The organism is Collinsella sp. (genome assembly GCF_052346665.1).
In the GTDB taxonomy this organism is placed as follows: Bacteria; Actinomycetota; Coriobacteriia; order Coriobacteriales; family Coriobacteriaceae; genus Collinsella.
The window spans coordinates 1-18,027 of the sequence record NZ_DAWDUX010000008.1; the positions used below are offsets into that span (position 1 = coordinate 1).

Genomic DNA, 18,027 nt, shown 5'->3' on the forward strand with positions numbered 1-18,027 from the left:
GAGGGCGTGGACTTCGAAGAGCGCCTGGACCGCCTCGAGGACGTCAGCTACCCCAAGCCGCTCGAGGACATGCTCGAGGTCGCGTTCGCGAAGTACTGCGCGCAGGTGCCCTGGGCGAACGACTACGAGCTCAGCCCCAAGTCCGTGCTGCGCGACATGCTCGAAACGGGCTGCGACTTCAAGAGCTACATCGCCCAGTACAAGATCGCTCGCTGCGAGGGCATTCTTCTACGCTACCTCACCGAGGCCTACCGCTCGCTCGACCGCACCGTGCCGGTCGAGCGCGGGACGGAAGAGCTCGACGATATCGTCTCGTGGCTGGGCCTCGTCGTGCGTTCGGTCGACTCCAGCCTGGTGGACGAATGGGAGAACGCCGGAGCGGCGCCCGGAGCGGCACCGCTCAAGCGAACCGACGAGGTGGTAGCCGACCGCCGCGGCATGACGCTCATGGTCCGCAACGCTTTGTTCCAGCGCGTGCGCCTCGCCGCTCTCGATAAGGCCGCCGAACTCGGAGCCCTCGACGAGGACTGGGGCTTCGGCGAGTTCCGCTGGGGCCGCGTGCTCGATGCGTTCTACGGGGCCCACGAGGACCTGCTCACCGATGCCGATGCGCGATCGGCCGCGTTCCTCGAGATCGATGATTCTGACGAACTCAGCGAGCACGTCTGGCATGTGCACCAGATCTTCCACGACTCGGACGGCGACCACGACTTCGGCATCATGGCCGACGTCGATCTGGACGCCACGCAGGACGGCGATGGCATCGTTTTCAAGAATTACCGCGCAGGGTCCTTCGAAGACCTCGCCGACTGACCCGAGTAGGACGGCATACGATTGGCCGTGCACCGGACGGCACGCGTCAGCCCGGCGGCGACGGGACCCGAGCGCGGGGGGCACGGCTGCCTCCCGTCCCCGCCGGGAGGTTCACACTGTGTTAAGAAAGGTTTAACCCCTCCTTTAGCACTGTGACCGTTCCGTCACGGTAGCGTCATCATCGAGTTAGAAGTGCAGGTCACCATGGGTGTTGTACACATACCGACCATGGAGGACCGCCATGCACACCCAAAGACGCCAGCCCGCATACCGCCCCACGCGTGTCTTCGACGGACCCATCGACAGCGGGCGCTTCAGACGCGGGAACGGGCAGGGCCCGACGGCGGGCGCGGAACAGACGGCAGGCGCAAGGCGCAAGGCGAGCGGCGGGTGCTTCAGGCCCGATAGCGGATTTGATTCCGGTGACGGGCGACGCGAACGCAAGAGGCAACGAGGGCGCGGTCGGGGCAAGCTCATCCTCGTGGCAGCCCTTGCGCTCGCCGCCCTATTCGTCGCGCAGTCGCTCATCAGAGGACGCATAGAAACGCTCACGAGTCCCGTCGCCGGCAAGGGCGAACCGGCGAGCTCCACGCCCGTGGGGGGGTGGCGGCAGGGCGAAGTTCCATACCTGTACCAAACCGATCCTCAATGGTCCGAGGAGCCCTACGCCGGTGGAAACATGCGCGAAAATGGCTGCGGGCCCACGTGCCTGTCCATGGCATACGTCGCGCTAACGGGAAACACGAATCTCGATCCCACCGCGATGGCTCGCCTCAGTGAGGAACAGGGCCACACCGTTGACGGCATGACCGCATGGACCCTCATGAGCGACGGAGCGGCTTCAATCGGCCTGAACTCCCGGGAAATCTCAGCATCCGCCGATGCCGTCCGCGCCGAGTTAGAGGCGGGCCACCCCGTCATCTGCAGCGTACGGCCCGGCGACTTCACGACCACGGGGCATTTCATCGTACTCGCGGGCCTCGCCGAGAACGGACAGGTTACGGTGCGAGACCCCAACAGCGAGCAGAACAGCACGCACCCCTGGGACCTCGAGCGCATTCTCGCGCAATGCGCCAACCTGTGGGCTTTCAGCCTCTAGACAGACGAGGCGGGACGCATCTGCCCACGGCCGCAGAGCGGACGCACCGGCCCCGCCGCCGAACGCGCGACACTTTGGACACGGTGCGATTTCAGCTCCACAGCCACGTCGTTGTGAGTTTACGATCACTCAACCAGAACCATGATGAGCGCACCCCCAAAGAGGATGGCGACGATCACGATGAGGCCGTAGACGGTTTCGCGCAAAACGCCCCATCGCGCCAAGGCGGGACACCTCTCGCGGATCCTGCGGCGATCGAGCATCAGGTAGGACCCGATGATCAATATGGGATCGATGCAGACGATGTTCTGAACGAACAGGAGCCCCACAGACTTCCCCGCATCCTGCGGCAAAGGGTTGAAGATCGTGTCGACGCTCATCCACAGCATCGCGACGAGCATCAGCAGGACCCAGACGTTCCAGGCCCGCCCCATCCACGTGGGAACACGGACCGATTGCCTCCGGCTATTTGCAGACTCTCGCAAGACCCTCGTGGACTCTCGCAAGGCGGGAGCTGCGCCGGCCCCTCGCTTTGACACGCCGGCGGGCACACGCCCGGCCGCGGCGGTGACCGCTGCGCCGAAATCCGCAACCGAGCCATACCGGGCAGCGGGATCGAACGCGCACGCAGTTCCTATGGCCTGCGCCCATGCGCCTCCGATGCCCCTTTGGGTGCATTCCTCGGCCCCGCAGATATTCGGGGGCTGCTCACCCGTCAGACAGAAATAGAGGATCTTGCCGAGCGCGTAGACATCGGTGCGTTCGTCGGTCTGCCCGAACCCGAACTGCTCGGGCGGGGCGTAGCATCGCGTGAGGAAATGCGTGGTGTCGGTCGACGCATCGGGATTCCACGTGCGCGCACTCCCGAAGTCGATGATGACCGCCTCGCCGCCACGCATAATCACATTCGTCGGCTTGAGGTCTCGATGGATGATCGGGCGGTCGAACGCCGTGTGCAGTTCCGTCACCGACCGGCACAAAGCGGGCAGCACCGAGGTGGCGAGCACCTCGCCCGCGCCGAGAGCCCGCTCCAGCTCTTCGACCGTACAGCCGTCGACGTGCTCCATCACGACGGTCATCGTGCCGCCGTTGCGCGAGCACTCAATCAGCCTTGGGACGCAGGCAAGGCTCATTCCCTGCTCCTGGGCGCGCCACAGCTCCTCATACGCCCCGCCGACGCCTGAAGAGGCGTCGATGGTCTTGCGGATGTACCTGCCGGCCCTGCCAGCACCCGGGCACCCGCGGACCAACTCGGTCGTCTCAAAGTCGGACTGCTTGATCACCCGCTCGACATGCCACGTCGTGGCCTCGGACGCGCGGGACAGGAACACCTCGAGCTCGTGGCGGAACGCGCCGTCCCCCCGGTTCGAGGCATTGAATGTGGATATGTCTTCGGAATTCCCCATGACCTGCATCATACCAGCGCACGGAGACATTTAGCAGACGGTCTCCTCGCCCAGGCGATACAGTTCCTCGTTCACCTTCTGGAGGCTGCACCCCTGGCCGATGCAAAAGATGATGATTGCATCGCGGCGGCATTTGGGGTTGAGGGAGCTCGTCCCGGCGGCTCTGAGCGCCCGGTTCGTCTCGCGCAGGGTGAGTGCCATGGCGAAGGCAATCTGCAGGACCTTGTCGCGCGAGGGGTTGCGGGCGCCCGTGAAGATCTGGTAGCCGAACGTCTCGTTGAGGTCTGCCATGCGCACCACGCGCGAGCGCTTGAGGTGCTTTTTCTCGAGCATGCGCCCCAAGAATCCCACCAGCGTCTCAGCAGGGAATTCGCGCCCGTCGACGAACGCGTCGAGGCTCGGAGCATCCAACAGCTCCTGCAGCACTTCTTCAGTTAACCGCTCCGTCATGACCGGCCTCCACTTTCTCCATTCCCATTGTAATCACGTTCTACGCAAAGGGGCGCATGCCCGATGCGCCCCTTTGGCCCAAATCACCGCCACGTTCCGATCGATGCGATTATGCCGGGACTTTCGCCAAGCACCTCACATGTGCCGAGATTCCCCACGCCCGCGCGAAATCTCAGCGGCACCCCGTTCAAACCGCTTAGGCTATCGCCCAAGTCGCAGCGGGCTTGTCGGCAAATGGCGAAGAATAATACAGGATGCTCGAGACATCGCCCTCGAAGTACACATAGCCGCTCACCGTGCCTCCCGCCGACAGGTCACCAAAGGAAAGCTCTTCGGTCGCCTCGGAATAATACGTATTATCGCCCTGGACGCCGTTCGCGCTCTCCCCCTTCCAGTCGTACGAGTTGAACGATAGCTTTTCATCGCTGTTGTTCGTGTAGGTGACGCGCACACCGGTCATGGCGGTGCCATCGTAATTGGTGAGGCCCGGCGTGACCTCGTCCACCGAAACCGTCATGCCGTTGGACAGCTCGACCGAAGCTCCCACGGCGAGCTTCTCATCAGCAGACGACGTAGGCTCATCATCGCTGGAATCATCGTCCTCAGAGGCATCGTCCTTTGAAGACTGCACGGCCTTCGGGCCGTTCACGGCGTCGTCGATTGCAGCGCTATACATGCTCTGGCTACCCAAAACAGCTGCAACGGAAACGATGTTCACCACAATCGCGGCGATGGCGAGGCCCTTGCCCGCGCGCTTTCCACGCAGGCAAGACACAAGCCCGGCAATGGCGAGCACGGCGCCGACGAGCGCCATGAAGAACGACACGTTGTTGATGATCGGCAGCAAGGACGTGAGGAGCGCGATGATTCCGAGCACCAACCCGGCAATGGCGATCCCGGAACGCGGCTGTTTTACCTGATTATTTTCCACGTTTTCCCTCCCATGACAGCGACCTATCCCTCAAGTCGCCTCGACACCCCCCATTATTTACACCTCTGCCGGGGATTTCATTAGCTGCGAGCTAAGGCCTCGACATGCGGAGCGAGCGGAAACGCGTTACCATGGGTGTCGGTTTATCTTCACCGCGCGTCAATGGACACGCCCGGAAAGGCGGTTTTGCACATGAAGCTCGCAGTTCCCTCCATTGGCAAAGGCGGCTTTGACGCCCAGCGTTCCGCGCATTTTGGCCACGCCGACTGCTTCACCATCCTGAACATCGAGGACGGCAAGGTCTCCGTCGAGGGTACCATCGCCAATCCCCCTCACGAAGAGGGCGGCTGCATGCGGCCCGTGCGTATCCTCTCCGAGGCCGGTATCGACGCCATCGTGGCCGTAGGCATGGGCATGCGCCCCATGCAAGGCTTTGCCGCCGCGGGCATCACCGTCCTGCACGATGCTGAGTCCGCGACCGTGGGAGCCGCCGCCGAGCGCATCGCCACTGGGCAGCTCGACGCCATGGGTCCCGAGCACGCCTGTCACCACTAGAAGACCGAGGGTAATTCCGCCCACAGTCGTTCAGGTCTCGTGCCGTTCGCACAAACAGCGATTCAATCAGGGACGAGCGCAGCAATCTGCGATACCCGCCCCGATTCCTTTATCGATGGGAGTTTCCATGGCGAGCAACAAGCGCTCAGCGCGCGCCAAGCAACGAGCGGCATTCGAGGCCGACCTTGAGGACGGCTTGAGCGCTGGCGGCATGGACGACCTCTTTGCTCGCGAACATGCACGCGAAGAACGAATCGACGCTGAACATGACGCAGCCCTCCGCCACAAGGCTTGCGAGTCGAAGAACCGCTACGCAAGCCGCCCCGAGGCAGAAGCGGCCCTGATTTCCTGCGAGGAACACGGGAGACGTGGGCTCTCGATCTACCGCTGCCCATATTGCAACGGCTGGCACCTCACAAGCCACGCGCAAAAACGATAGGTCGCCTGCGTTCCACATGCTGGCATCACGATCCCGTGTTAGACTCTGACTCGCCCGCCCGATAGATTCGGGCCCATGCGAGGGCGTCACCGCGAAGAGACAAGGCGACCATGCGCTTTTAGACATCCCCATCAACCGACCCGTTGACCTCCGATAGAACAAGGAGGGGATGTCTTCATGCAGCTCGCACTCACGCGCGTGACCTACACGCACCCAGCGGCGCAAGACCCCATTCTAAATAACGTGACCATCGCCTTCCCGCAGGGCTGGACTGGCCTTTTGGGTGACAACGGCTGCGGCAAGTCAACGCTCGCCAAAATCGCCTGCGGCTTGATCGCGCCCGACTCCGGCACCGTATCGAACGGGCTGTTCGCCGTCTATTGTCCGCAAGAAGCTGATGAGGCACCCCATGCGCTCGCGGACTTCGCACTCGACTTCGGTCGCGAGGCACGCGGCCTTTGCACGCAGTTGAATCTCACCGACGACATGCCATGGCGCTGGGACGAGCTGAGCATCGGCGAGCGCAAAAAGCTGCAGATCGCCTGCTCCCTCTGGCAACGACCCGATGCGCTCGTTGTGGATGAACCGACCAATCACCTCGATCGCGAGGCCCGTGCCCAACTGACAGGACTGCTGGCCAGCTTCACCGGCGTCGGCATCCTCGTGAGTCACGACCGCGAGCTGCTGGATGCGCTCGTATCGCGCTGCGCGTCGTTCGAGGCAAGCGGGCCCCGTGGGGAGACTCACATCGTCATCCGCCCCGGCGGATACTCGCAAGCAAGCAGCCAGGCGGAACGAGAGCGAATGACCGCGATAGACGAACGAAAGAGGGCGAAGGATTATCTCGCGCGCCTTTCCGCCGAGCGCGAGCAGCGCGCTCAGGAGGCTGCACGGGCGGATGCCAGGCGCTCGAAACGAGGGCTCGACCCCAAGGACAAAAGCGCACGCGCCAAAATCGACCTCGCCATCTTTACGGGTCAGGACGGCGCCCGCGGCAAACTGCTGCGCCAAATGGATGGGCGCATGGCCGCGGCGCAAGACAGGGCTGCCGCGACGTTCGTGCCCAAGCGCTACGATGGCAGCCTGTTTCTGAACGCCGAGCCCAGCTCCCGCAAGACCGTGCTCCACATTCCCGCGGGCCGTATCCCGTGCGGCGAGAGCGAACTCGAGCTGCCGGAGCTCTTTGTGGGAAATACAGAACGCATCGGGATCGTTGGGCCAAATGGTGCCGGAAAGACCACCCTGCTCGACCATCTTCGCGCGCTCTTGCATCTGCAGGCAGAACACCGAGATGCGCACGCCCTCACAATCCTCGACATACCCCAAGAGCCGAGTCGGGAGCAACGGTCGCAGATACTCGAAGAGGTCCGCTCCCTCTCCCCTACCGACCGCGGACATGTATTCAGCTGCGTGGCGCAGCTGAACTCAGAACCCGACCGCATCATGGAAGGCGCTGCAACCAGCCCCGGTGAGCTGCGAAAACTGATGATTGCCCGCGGCCTGCTGGACGCCCCCGCTCTCATCATCATGGACGAGCCCACCAACCACCTCGACCTGCATTCGGTTGAGGCATTGGAGCAAGCGCTCACGCAATTCGGAGGAGCGCTGCTCCTCGTGAGCCACGACCATGCGTTCCTGCGCGCGTGTACAAGCATCACCTGGGAAATCGAAGCGGGCGCGCTGACGGTGACGCAGCACTAAGCGTTTTGTTGCAGTAAACGGGCGACAGATCGAGTACCAATAAGATTCTCAAGAAGAAAACCGCAGTTAGCAACTTCGTGAATCCCCGCGTCTACTTAGCAATCCCTTGGTCCACTGCAACAAAACAAGAAAGGCCGACCCATGTGGGCCGGCCTTTCCCCCGTCGACGCGCGTTACGCGCGAAATCCGACGAAGTGTCAGTTCAAACTACTCGAACTCGATGGTCCCGCAGGGCTTCGGGGTGAGGTCGTACAGGACGCGGCAGATGCCGTCGACCTCAGAGGCGATGCGGTCGCCGATCTTCTTGAGGAGCGCCCAGTCGAGCTCGGGCACCTCGGCGGTCATGGCATCGACGGTGTTGACGGCGCGGATGAACGCCGGCCACTCGTAGAGGCGCTTGCCCTCCTTCACGCCGGTGACGCGGAAGTCGGGCACGGAGACGAAGTACTGCCAGACCTTGCCCTCAAGGCCTGCCGCGGCGAACTCCTCACGCAGGATGGCGTCGGCCTCGCGCAGGGCCTCCAGGCGATCACGGGTGATGGCGCCGAGGCAGCGCACGCCCAGGCCAGGGCCCGGGAAGGGCTGACGCTCAACCATGTTCTCGGGCAGGCCGAGCTCGCGACCGACTACGCGGACCTCGTCCTTGTACAGCAGGCGGACGGGCTCGCAGAGCTCGAACTGCAGGTCGTCGGGCAGGCCGCCCACGTTGTGGTGGGCCTTCACGCCGTCGGACTCGAGGATGTCGGGGTAGATGGTGCCCTGGGCGAGGAAGGAAACCTCGTCGCCCACCTTGCGGGCCTCCTCTTCGAACACGCGGATGAACTCGGCGCCGATGATCTTGCGCTTGGCCTCGGGCTCGGCCACGCCGTCGAGCAGGGACAGGAAGCGATCCGTGGCGTCAACGTAAACGAGGTTGGCGTCGAGCTGGTTGCGGAACACATCGATGACCTGCTCGGACTCGCCCTTGCGCATGAGGCCGTGGTTCACGTGCACGCAGATGAGCTGCTTGCCGATGGCCTTGATGAGCAGCGCGGCGACCACGGAGGAATCGACGCCGCCGGACAGGGCCAGGAGGGCCTTCTTATCGCCGATCTGCTCGCGGCAGGCGGCGACCTGCTCCTCGATGAAAGCCTGAGCGAGCTCAGGGGTGGTGATGCGGACCATGTCGTCGGGGCGCTTGTTCAGATCCATGGGTCTCCTTTCAAGGGCGCGCGCGATGGGCGCGATGGGACGTCTTGTAGGCGGGACGTCATATATCACACAGCATTATGCCTTTTCCGCGTGATAGATGCGGGAGAATCGTGCGGTGATGATACGATTTCCACCGTAGGAACCTGTCTAAGGAGGACCGATGGTCACCCTGTCCGACGCCCGCATCGACGAGCTCATCGCCGAGGACGTGCCTTATATCGACCTGACCAGCCATATTCTGGGCGTCGACACCCAACCGGGGGAAATGGAGTACTTCACCCGCGAGGCGTGCGTGCTCGCCGGAAGCGAGGTGGCCTCCCGCATCGCAACCAAGCTTGGGTGCACCGTTGCATGCATCCTGCCCGACGGCACGGAGCTCGAGGCGGGCCAGGCCTTCATGACCCTCGGCGGGACGGCCGCCCAGCTCCATCAGGCCTGGAAGGTCTGCCTCAACGTGTTCGACCATCTCTCCGCCGTTGCGACCAAGACCCGCGCGATGGTCGACGCCGCGCACGCCGCCAACCCGTCCTGCGAGATCCTCACCACGCGCAAGAGCATGCCGGGCGTGAAGGACCTCCTCGTGGAGGCTACCATCGCCGGCGGCGCGTTCCCCCACCGCCTGGGCCTGTCCGAGACCGTCCTCGTGTTCGACCATCACCTCTCGTTCATGGGAGGGATCGACGCGTTCATTGAGCAACTGCCCCAGATCCGTTCACGCTGCATCGAGAAGAAGCTGTTCGTCGAGGTGAACGCCGAACAGGCGCTCGCGCTCGCATGGCACAACGCCACCTGCACGCGTGCCTGCGCCGCCTCGCGCGGGGCCGTTGCCTGGGCCGGCGTCGACGGCGTCCAGCTCGACAAGGTCGCGGTCGACGAGCTCGCCGAGCTGGTGGGCAACCTGCGCGCGCTCGACCCGCGCCTCACCATCATCGCCGCCGGAGGCGTCGACCCCGAAAACGCGGGGGAATACGCCGCCACCGGCGTGGACGGACTCGCCACCACCGCGCCCTTCACCGCCAAGCCCATCGACATGAGCGTCCGCATGCGACGCCTAGGATAGGAAACCATGACATCTTCCTCCAAGTCCGCCACCGAAGGCGGCGCTACCAACGCCGATGCCGCCCCGGTGAAGCGCTACTCGCTGTTCACCGCGATCTGTCTGATTGTGGGTATCTGCATCGGCTCCGGTATCTTCTTCAAGTCCGACAACATCCTCATCGCCACCGGCGGCAACGTCGCGCTCGGCGTCGCCATGATGCTGCTCGCCGCCACGACCATCGTCTTCGGCGGCCTCACCCTGACCCGCTTTGCCGCGCGCACCACCGGCCACGGGGGCCTGATCGCCTACGCGGAGGAATTCCTGGGCCCGCGCCGTGCCGCGTTCATCGGCTGGAACTTCACCTTTCTGTACATGCCCGTCGTCTGCTCCGTGCTCAGCTGGGTTGTGGGCGTGTACGCGTGCATGACCTTCAACCTGCCCGGGACGTTTGCCTGGCAGATGAGCATCGGCCTGGTCTTCCTGTTGGCTTGCACTGCGTGGAACATCCTGTGGCCCACCTTGAGCGGCTACTTCCAAAACCTCACCACGCTGGCCAAGGCCCTGCCGCTGGTGCTCGTAGGCGTGATCGGCCTCATGGTGAACGACCCGGTCGCTCAGCTGAGTTCCGGCATCGCCGCCGCCCCTGCAGCCGGCACCGCCTGGATCGCCGCCGCCGCGCCCATCGCCTTTGCCTTCGACGGATGGAGCTCCGCGGTGAGCATCGCCCCCGAGCTCAAGGACGCACGGCGCAACCTGCCCCGCGCCCTCGTCGCCGCGCCCATCATCATCCTCGTGCTCTATCTGGGGTACTTCGTGGGCATCTCGTGCTTCCTCGGCCCGCAGACCGTCATCGAGGCGGGCGACACCAGCCTCTCGCTCATGTTCGTCAAGCTCTTTGGCGAGCAAGCCGGTGCGCTGCCCAACGTCATCGCCTTCATCGCCGTACTCGGAGGTGCCAACGGCATGGTGCTCGCAACCTTGCGCATGCCCCAGTCCCTGGCGCTTCACCACATGATGCCGTTCGAGCACATCGTGAGCCGCATGAACCCGACCCTGCGCTTCCCGGTGGTGAGCGCCATGATCGCGCTCGTCACCACGTTGTTCTGGGTAGGGGTGCACACGGTGGTGAGCACTCTTGGGCTGCTTCCCAACGGCGACATCTCCGAGGTCATGGTGGCAATGACTATGCTGATCCTGCCGCTGTACTACATCGAGGCCCTCTGTGGGGCGCTGCGCGAGGATGCCCCCGCGCTCACGCGCGCCCGCCGTGCCGCAGCGCCGGCCATCGCACTCGCCAGCTCGCTCGCCATCGGCCTGTCGAGCATCTCAGATTCCACACGCTGGCCGTTCGTCGTCGCCTTCACGGCGTTGCTCCTCGTGATGACCTTTGCGCTCACGCCCAAGCGGGACGTGTAGACGTCCGAGGGCGCACACTCCTCTCGTGCCTCGGCAAACGCGGCCTTCATGGTGGGGTTATTCCGCGTGAGCTTGCGGATGCTGAGCCCCGGGCTTTGTCGTTCGCCAGACGCAGGTTGTTCTCGCTCGAGATCAGATAGCTTCTTCTATCGCGATGAGCGGATGCGCCGTCGCTCGCGCTGCGACTCAATCATATGGCGTATCGCCATCACGGGATGATGGAAGAGCATGCGCGGACCCGCGTACCGCATCACCGTGCGGATGCGCTCGAGCATCTCGGGTCGGTAGCAGTGCACCGTGCAATTCGAGCAGAACGTCTTTTCTTCCATGAACGGGCAGTGCTCGCTGCGCGCGTGGGCATACGCCTCGAGCTCGGCGCATTCGGGACAGAGGTCCCGCCGCTCCCCGGAGTCCTGCTCCCGAAGGGCCGCCCCCTCCCGCATCTGCTGCATCTCGCCGCCCCGCTCTCGCAGCGGCGCCGAACGATGCGCGGAATGATTGCCCTTGCAATACAAGGCGATCATCTGGCTTACGATTTCCTGCTCGCGTTCGCGCTTGCGCTTCAGCGCATCGGCCGTCAGGCGCGCCTCGCTCTTCACCATCGTCCGCTACACCTCGTAACTATCCGTAAAATCGGGATCGACGCCCGGCGCCTCCTCGACGGCGACGCCCTCGCGGGCAGCGCGCTCCGCCTCCTCGCGGGCCTCGTCGAACTTCGCCTTCATGGTTTTGTTACCCCAGGTAAGCTTGCGGATGCTGAGCCCCTGGGCTTTGTCGTTCGCCAGACGCAGGTTGTTCTCGCTCGAGATCAGATTGTCCTTGACCTTCTGCAGGTGCTTGATGGTGGCGTCGATCTCATCGATGGCCGTCTGGAACTTGCGGCTCGCCAGGTCGTAGTTGCGGTTGAAGCCCTCCTGGAATCCCAGCAGCTTTTCCTCGAACTCTGTGACGTCGATGTTCTGTTGGCGTACGAGCTCGAGCTCCTGCTTGTAGGCGAGCGCGTTCATGGCGGCGTTACGCAGCAGCGTGATCATGGGGATGAAGAACTGCGGGCGGATCACGTACATCTTCTCGTAGCGGTAGCTCACGTCCACGATGCCCGTGTTGTACAGCTCGCTCTCCGGCTCGAGCAGAGTGACCAGCACCGCGTACTCGCAGCCCTTCTTCTTGCGGTCCGAATCGAGCTTCTTGAAGAAGTCCTCGTTCTTGTGCTTGGTGGCCGTGGTGTCATTCTCGTTCTTCATCTCGAACATGATCGAGACGATCTCGTTACCGGCCTCATCGCACTCGCGGAAGATGAAGTCACCCTTGGTGCCGTCGGAGGCGTCGTTGTCCTTCTCGAAGTAGGCACGAGGGAACGCCGTGGCGCGCAGCTGATTGAACTGGGTCTCGCAGTGCTGCTCGAGGGTCTCGCCCACCATCTTGGTGGAGAGGCGCGCCTTCATATCGCGCAGGCGCTCGATCTCCTCGTCCTTGTAGCGGATAAGGTCCTGAGCGCTCTTGCGGGCCTGCTCGATCTCGAGCGCGTGGGCGGTCTCGATCTGCCGCTTCTCCGCCTCGCGCGTCTCGTGGTCGGCGGCGCGGCCGTCCTTTTCGCGCGCGAGGTCAAAGCGAGCCGCATCCAGGTCGTGAGCGAGCTTGGCGCGCTCCTCCTCGAAGGCGGTGCGCGCCTCATTCACAGCTTGCGTCACCGCGAGATCTCGCTGGGTGGCGCCGGCGTCCAGCTGCGCCTTGAGCGAGGCGATCTGCGCATCGCGCGCGGCGACCATCTGGCGCAGCTCCTCTTTTTTGTCGGCGGCGTCCTGCTGCACGACCATGCGCTCGCGCTGGGCGGCGACCTTCACCGCAGACTCGCGCTCCTCAACGGCGGACTCGAGCTTGGCGGAGAGCTCGGCGATGCGGGCATCCGCCTCGGCACGGACACGCATGAGCTCGGCGGCGCGCTCAGCCTGCTCGCTCGCCAGCTTTGCGGAGCTCGCCGCGTTCGCCTCCTGCAGGGCCGCGGCGCCCTGCGCTCGCGCCTCCTGCAGCTCGGCGGCACTGCGGGCCTTGGCCTCCTGTAGCTCTGCCGCGCCGCGTGCGAGCGCCTCCTGCAGCTCGGCCTTCTGGGCCGCCATCGTGCGGTCGAGCTCTGCCTTGGCCTGAGAGCGGGCGAGCTCGAGCGCCTGCTCGTGCTCGCGACGCAGCGAGGCGGCGCGCTCCTCCACCTCATGGGCGAACTGATCGTCACGCACCTGGCGAACGATACCCTCGTAATCGCTCTCATCGAGATTGATGACCGTCCCGCACTTGGGGCACGTGATCTGGTTCATATGCCTGCTCCTCGTCTGGCCGCCACCCGAAGGCTCATCCGAGCCCATTCCATATGCTTCGAACTATACCCGCCCGTCCGGACAAAACTCGTACGCGGCACCGCGCGGAGCGAGATCGCCCGACGCGTCCACTCGGCGCGCTCATCGGACAGACGCCACCATCCTGCGGATACTCGGCAAACTCGAGGCTTCCTCCAGTATGGCGATCAGTTCGTCAGCCTGGAAGAACACACCACGACGCCTGTTTCCAATCGGCCGTAAGATCTCATATTCACATGCCCTGGACACAACGTTTTGTGCCGCGCGTGGAGTGATATCCAATTCGCTCGCGACGTACGCAACGTTGACCACCGGCTGCTCCGCCAATATGGACGGCAGCTTATAGATGCTGGAATTTTCGCGCTCGGTCATTATCTCGCGCCAGCCCTCGAACACGTCATCGAGGCTCCTCGCCACGAGCCTGCCCACCACAAGAGACAACTCAAGCGCCTCCACGAGCTGCCTGACCACGGCGATGGGATCACCTTGCTGATACGCATCGAGAGACTCCATGTAGGCATCTACGTTGTGAAGCAGGCCCGCGGACACGGGCAGTGTGACATGGGACATCACCCCGGATTTGCGCAGCATCTTGTGCAGCAACACACGGCCCGTCCGCCCGTTCCCATCAATGAACGGGTGAACCGTTTCGAACTGTGCATGCAAAACCGCGGCCTGAACGACGGGGTCGACATCATCGCGTGAGGCAAAGCGAACCATGTCGTCAAGATACTCGGGAACGCGCTCCCATGCCGGCGGCACATACTGAGCGCCGTGGGGACTGTACGGGGTCCCTCCCACCCAAACCTGCTCTTCCCGTAACTCTCCTCCAAATGTCTCACCGCTCCAATTGATCAGAGCCCAATGAATATCGAGGATTGATTCGACGGTCAGTTCGTCACGAGCGGACAGCGCCTCTCGCATCGCAGCGATGTTTCCCGCGATGAGGCGGGCGTTCTGAGGCGTCTCATCGGTCAGCTCCGCCAACGCGACGTTTCGAACACTTGAGGTGAGCCGTTCAATCTGAGAGCTTGCGGAGGATTCGCTTCTCAACAGGAGGGCGGGCAGGTCATACCCGCGCTCAGCCTGTTCGCCATCAAAACGGGCGATCGATATGAGCAGGTCGGACATGCGCGCCGAAAGAACCGAATCAAGGAAGACGTCCTTGTGCGTAATCATGTGCGGAACCGCGGCATCGTACTCGGGCAATATTCTTCTACGGGCGCTTTTGGGAAAAAACTCGAGCTCGTCTGGGTCGCGCTGCCACGCTCGCTGTTCATACGAGATTGGCTGCCATTGATTAAGCCGTCTGCCCGCTGCCACCATTTTTACTTCCTTTACATAGCTGCTAACGGAAGTGAACTGGATTTCACTTCCGTTATTGTAGCTTAAGAGAAGTGAACTATATTTCACTTCCGATAGCATATGGCTAACGGAAGTGAAACTCGATTCACTTCCGTTAGGTGCCCTCTTTTGGAAGCGAGCTGCTCGCGGCGCCGTCTTCCCTTGAGGGAAGGGCGCGACGCAGATACACCATGTCCCTGAGCTGAACTCCCGCCTCGATAATCGGATGGTCGTAGTTGTCGACGAAGAAATTGGGCAGCACATGTGAACGCGCGAAGCCGCACGTCTCGTAAAACGGCACGGTAAGCGGGCTATCCCCCGTGCCCACCTGCAGCACGCCGTGCGTGGGCGCGTACCGGGTGGCCGCAAAGTCCAGAAGGGCGCGACCCACGCCGCGGCGCTGGAACTCGGGAGCGACCGCCAGGTTCTTCACCTCGGCAATGCGCGCACCGGAGGCGTCAACGCCCTCGTCAGTCACGATCATGCAACCGAGGACGGGCGCGGGCCGGACCGAAAGCTCAGATTCGGCTCCACTCATAGGGGTGAGTCCGGAGCTCTCAGCTGAAGCGCATCCCAAATCTCCCCATCCGAACGCCGCGTACATATCGCCTCGGCGCAAATAGCGCTCGACCATATCCCACTGCTCATCGGCAAGCAGGAGCAGGTCGCGGTATCGCTCACGGTCGCGATCGACGGATGCGATGTGAAGGGACAACGTCACGAGTGAACTCCCAAAGCCATCGAAGGGTGATTGCGGCGTCATTGTAGCGTGCCTTTTCACCCTCGTCTCTGGGTCGAAAGCCACAAATCGAGTGATTTTGTAACGAATAATCGGAAGGGGCAAGTAGACGGGCAAAACCGACGGCATAACCGCTGATAAACTCCTTTACTTTTTCCCTCTATCCGGCCATGCAATTTCTTCGTTACAAAAACGCTCGATTTGCGGCAATCCGCTTTGGACACGACAACGAGAACGACCTTCACGCCATCTGGCATCCTCTGGGAAGTCTGCCAGCGGGGACCGGAGCGGCGGCGGACTGCGCACCGGGAACCGCAACGTCAGGCTGTACGCTGGGTTAACTTACCGCGAGTCGGTCACGAACACGGCGGCGCGGACCTGATGCCACGGACTGCGTTCGGGCGCGACCTGGAGCACGCGGCACTCGAAGACGTCCTCGTGACCGTAGAAGAACATGGTCGAGAGCGGCCCCACCAAATCAGCTGGGATGTAACCGAGCATGGTGCCGTGGAACTTGACGGCGATGGCGTCAGCGTCGTGCGGGTTATCGCGCTCCGGCTCGAGGTCGAGCGTGTCGCCCGCTTTGAGCTCGTTGAGGACAAGCGCACCGTCGTGGTGCTGGAATCCGGCGATATTGAACGTGAACAGATTGCGTGACGGCTCGTACATGGTGGACTCCCTTCAAGCCCTGCACCGCGCTCCGTTTACGCGGCTTTTTCTACGGCTTAAAGGTACGACCCCGTGCAGACAAAATGACGATCTACCCAACTTGACGCCGAGCAGCGCATTGATAGATCATGCAGCCAGTCGAAGGAGGCATCCCATGCACACCGTCCAATACGAAATCATCAACATTCCCGCCATCGATCTGGAACGAATTAAGTTGCCAAGATTCCAGCGTAAGCTCGTGTGGCCAAGAAGCAAAAAAGAGCAGTTTATCAATACTCTTCATGAGGGACTGCCCTTCGGGTCGGTGTTGGTCTATCCCGAAAGCCAAGAGCCGGATGCCAACCTCCTCATCATAGACGGCCAGCAGAGACTATCAACCATCATCGAATTCAACCGCGACCGTCTTAAGTTTTGGAAACCACTGAACCCAGAGATTTATGGAAGTGCACTTCTCTCAATCAACAGCTCCCTTCCGGACGGTGCCCAACTCAGCGAGTCAGAATTTGATAACCTCCTTCATCAAGACAGGCGTTCTCTCGATGATTGGCTTGACGATATCGATGACAAGGCGAGCCGGAAAACCGTGCGTGCGGAATTTGGAAGAATCGAGCAGGAGCTATCCAATTATGTCGATTTCTCCAGCCTCCTCATACCCGCAATCAAGTTCATCGGTGACAAGAGCCTTATCGCAGAGGTCTTCTCTCGTCTGAATCAAGGTGGCGTTAAATTATCGAAATACCAGGTATTCAGTGCCGCTTGGATACACACGCAAATCAAACTCTCTACATCCGAACTTCAAAACGACATTTTGGAAAATGTAAAGAAGTACTACACATCCATGGGAAAGGGAGCAGCTTTTGAACTCGATGACTTTTCTGAAGATGCATTGACCGCGACTAGAATAATCACCCTCTCCGACCTCGCCATCGCTCTTGGAATGTACATGCAGGAGCACCTGAATTCACTCGCCCCTCAAACCGACAATAAGATTGCTGAACTCGGATTCGGCCTTCTGGGCGTCGCCGTCGATCTCGATAATCGAAAATTGGGAAAGCTACTCGACTACTCCGACTTTATCCAATCCAATCTCCAGATCATCCTGGAAAAGACCGAGCGCATCTGCAGCAATCTGCAAGACGTGTTTTCAAAAATGTTGAAGGTCGTCAAGGCCAACAAAAGTGACGAATACGCCCGGGCACTTTCGACCAATTTCAAAACCCTGTCTTATTTTGCCGCGCTTTGGTACCTGGATCCTGACTCACCTGAGTATCGTCACACCCTTAGGAACATTAAGGGCCATTACCTGCTCGACGCCCTTACGGGAGTCTGGAGCTCCGCCGGCGACCAGCGCCTCCTCGAGTATCAGCCAAGCTATAAAAAACGCGACTACCTTACCCCCGTTGACCAACGCGAACTCGAATCCGCTTTCGACCAATGGCTTTCATCCAACACGGCGGGAATTCGGTTCAATGGGGAGACCAAGGCGATCATCACTATTCATGCCAATTTAACCTACTTGGCGAAAACAGTTCCAAATGGAGAGAGCTTCGAGCTCGAGCACATCATTGCGAAAAAATACTTCGAAGCGGCGGACGAGAAAACTAGGCAGGCGCTATTTGGCAATTCCATAGGTAACTGCATGTTCCTGCCCAAAGGGCTCAACAACCGAAAGAAAGCCAAAACCCTTTATGAGGTCAATACCGATGAGCGCTACACAAAGCTCATCACGGAGTCTTTCTATTTCTCTGAGCAAGACTTAGAGGATGCAATCGGGGCTATTGCATCTGGCAATCGCGAGCTCGCCAACAGCATCATTAAAAGACGCGCAAAGCTTATCGCAGATGACACAGTCAGAATCCTGCTCATATAAAGCTGGGCACAACG

The 18,027-nt window shown here is 61.7% G+C and carries 17 protein-coding genes; 8 read left to right on the plus strand and 9 right to left on the minus strand.

All coding sequences use genetic code 11. The features are described from left to right. Positions 1–813: DUF3516 domain-containing protein (locus ACT8II_RS02305; RefSeq protein ID WP_443812915.1), on the plus strand; the 813-nt coding region annotated here is incomplete at its 5' end. Positions 814–1,054: 241 nt separating this feature from the next. Then, entirely contained in the window at positions 1,055–1,912 is an 858-nt protein-coding gene (locus ACT8II_RS02310; protein ID WP_118654281.1) for a C39 family peptidase, read from the plus strand. Positions 1,913–2,037: 125 nt separating this feature from the next. On the opposite strand, the gene ACT8II_RS02315 is transcribed toward ACT8II_RS02310, so the two are convergent. The 3 genes from ACT8II_RS02315 to ACT8II_RS02325 form a co-directional block, all read right to left on the minus strand. Beyond that, entirely contained in the window at positions 2,038–3,348 is a 1,311-nt protein-coding gene (locus ACT8II_RS02315) for a serine/threonine protein kinase (RefSeq protein ID WP_294123207.1), read from the minus strand. Further along, positions 3,349–3,768 (minus strand): XRE family transcriptional regulator, encoded by a 420-nt coding sequence (locus tag ACT8II_RS02320; RefSeq protein WP_294123209.1) that lies wholly within the window; start codon positions 3,766–3,768, stop codon positions 3,349–3,351. A 196-nt stretch (positions 3,769–3,964) separates the two neighbouring features. Next, positions 3,965–4,699 (minus strand): DUF4190 domain-containing protein, encoded by a 735-nt coding sequence (locus ACT8II_RS02325; RefSeq protein WP_118654284.1) that lies wholly within the window; start codon positions 4,697–4,699, stop codon positions 3,965–3,967. A 192-nt stretch (positions 4,700–4,891) separates the two neighbouring features. On the opposite strand from ACT8II_RS02325, the gene ACT8II_RS02330 reads away from it, so the two are divergent. The 3 genes from ACT8II_RS02330 (at position 4,892) to ACT8II_RS02340 (ending at position 7,394) form a co-directional block, all read left to right on the plus strand. Beyond that, positions 4,892–5,254, plus strand: coding sequence for a NifB/NifX family molybdenum-iron cluster-binding protein (locus ACT8II_RS02330; RefSeq protein ID WP_294158802.1), 363 nt, complete (start codon positions 4,892–4,894; stop codon positions 5,252–5,254). 127 nt (positions 5,255–5,381) lie between these two features. Next, on the plus strand, positions 5,382–5,693 hold the full coding sequence (locus ACT8II_RS02335; RefSeq protein WP_304291594.1) for a hypothetical protein: 312 nt from the start codon (positions 5,382–5,384) through the stop codon (positions 5,691–5,693). 177 nt (positions 5,694–5,870) lie between these two features. Then, entirely contained in the window at positions 5,871–7,394 is a 1,524-nt protein-coding gene (locus tag ACT8II_RS02340) for an ATP-binding cassette domain-containing protein (RefSeq protein WP_443812916.1), read from the plus strand. 207 nt (positions 7,395–7,601) lie between these two features. Here the strand turns inward: ACT8II_RS02340 and guaA are convergent, their stop codons facing one another. Then, positions 7,602–8,585: a glutamine-hydrolyzing GMP synthase gene (guaA, locus tag ACT8II_RS02345; RefSeq protein ID WP_294123216.1), complete on the minus strand. Its 984-nt coding sequence runs from the start codon at positions 8,583–8,585 to the stop codon at positions 7,602–7,604. A gap of 160 nt (positions 8,586–8,745) precedes the next feature. Here guaA and modD point away from each other — a divergent pair, with 160 nt between their 5' ends. Further along, the gene (gene modD, locus ACT8II_RS02350; RefSeq protein ID WP_443812917.1) at positions 8,746–9,645 is read left to right on the plus strand and encodes a ModD protein; all 900 of its coding nucleotides are present in this window, start codon (positions 8,746–8,748) and stop codon (positions 9,643–9,645) included. Between the two features lie 6 nt (positions 9,646–9,651). Further along, positions 9,652–11,040, plus strand: a complete 1,389-nt coding sequence (locus tag ACT8II_RS02355; protein WP_443812918.1) for an APC family permease — start codon at positions 9,652–9,654, stop codon at positions 11,038–11,040. Between the two features lie 146 nt (positions 11,041–11,186). Here the strand turns inward: ACT8II_RS02355 and ACT8II_RS02360 are convergent, their stop codons facing one another. The 5 genes from ACT8II_RS02360 to ACT8II_RS02380 form a co-directional block, all read right to left on the minus strand. Continuing rightward, the gene (locus ACT8II_RS02360; protein ID WP_118654291.1) at positions 11,187–11,642 is read right to left on the minus strand and encodes a nitrous oxide-stimulated promoter family protein; all 456 of its coding nucleotides are present in this window, start codon (positions 11,640–11,642) and stop codon (positions 11,187–11,189) included. Positions 11,643–11,648: 6 nt separating this feature from the next. Beyond that, positions 11,649–13,352 carry a DUF2130 domain-containing protein gene (locus tag ACT8II_RS02365; RefSeq protein ID WP_443812919.1) on the minus strand — a complete coding sequence of 568 codons (1,704 nt, stop codon included), beginning with the start codon at positions 13,350–13,352 and terminating at the stop codon, positions 11,649–11,651. A 141-nt stretch (positions 13,353–13,493) separates the two neighbouring features. Further along, on the minus strand, positions 13,494–14,816 hold the full coding sequence (locus tag ACT8II_RS02370; RefSeq protein ID WP_443812920.1) for a Fic family protein: 1,323 nt from the start codon (positions 14,814–14,816) through the stop codon (positions 13,494–13,496). Between the two features lie 34 nt (positions 14,817–14,850). Continuing rightward, positions 14,851–15,498, minus strand: coding sequence for a GNAT family N-acetyltransferase (locus tag ACT8II_RS02375; RefSeq protein ID WP_199588936.1), 648 nt, complete (start codon positions 15,496–15,498; stop codon positions 14,851–14,853). A 318-nt stretch (positions 15,499–15,816) separates the two neighbouring features. Continuing rightward, on the minus strand, positions 15,817–16,143 hold the full coding sequence (locus ACT8II_RS02380) for an HIRAN domain-containing protein (protein WP_118654294.1): 327 nt from the start codon (positions 16,141–16,143) through the stop codon (positions 15,817–15,819). A 154-nt stretch (positions 16,144–16,297) separates the two neighbouring features. On the opposite strand from ACT8II_RS02380, the gene ACT8II_RS02385 reads away from it, so the two are divergent. Continuing rightward, on the plus strand, positions 16,298–18,013 hold the full coding sequence (locus tag ACT8II_RS02385) for a DUF262 domain-containing protein (protein WP_158574852.1): 1,716 nt from the start codon (positions 16,298–16,300) through the stop codon (positions 18,011–18,013). The last annotated feature ends 14 nt before the right edge of the window (positions 18,014–18,027 follow it).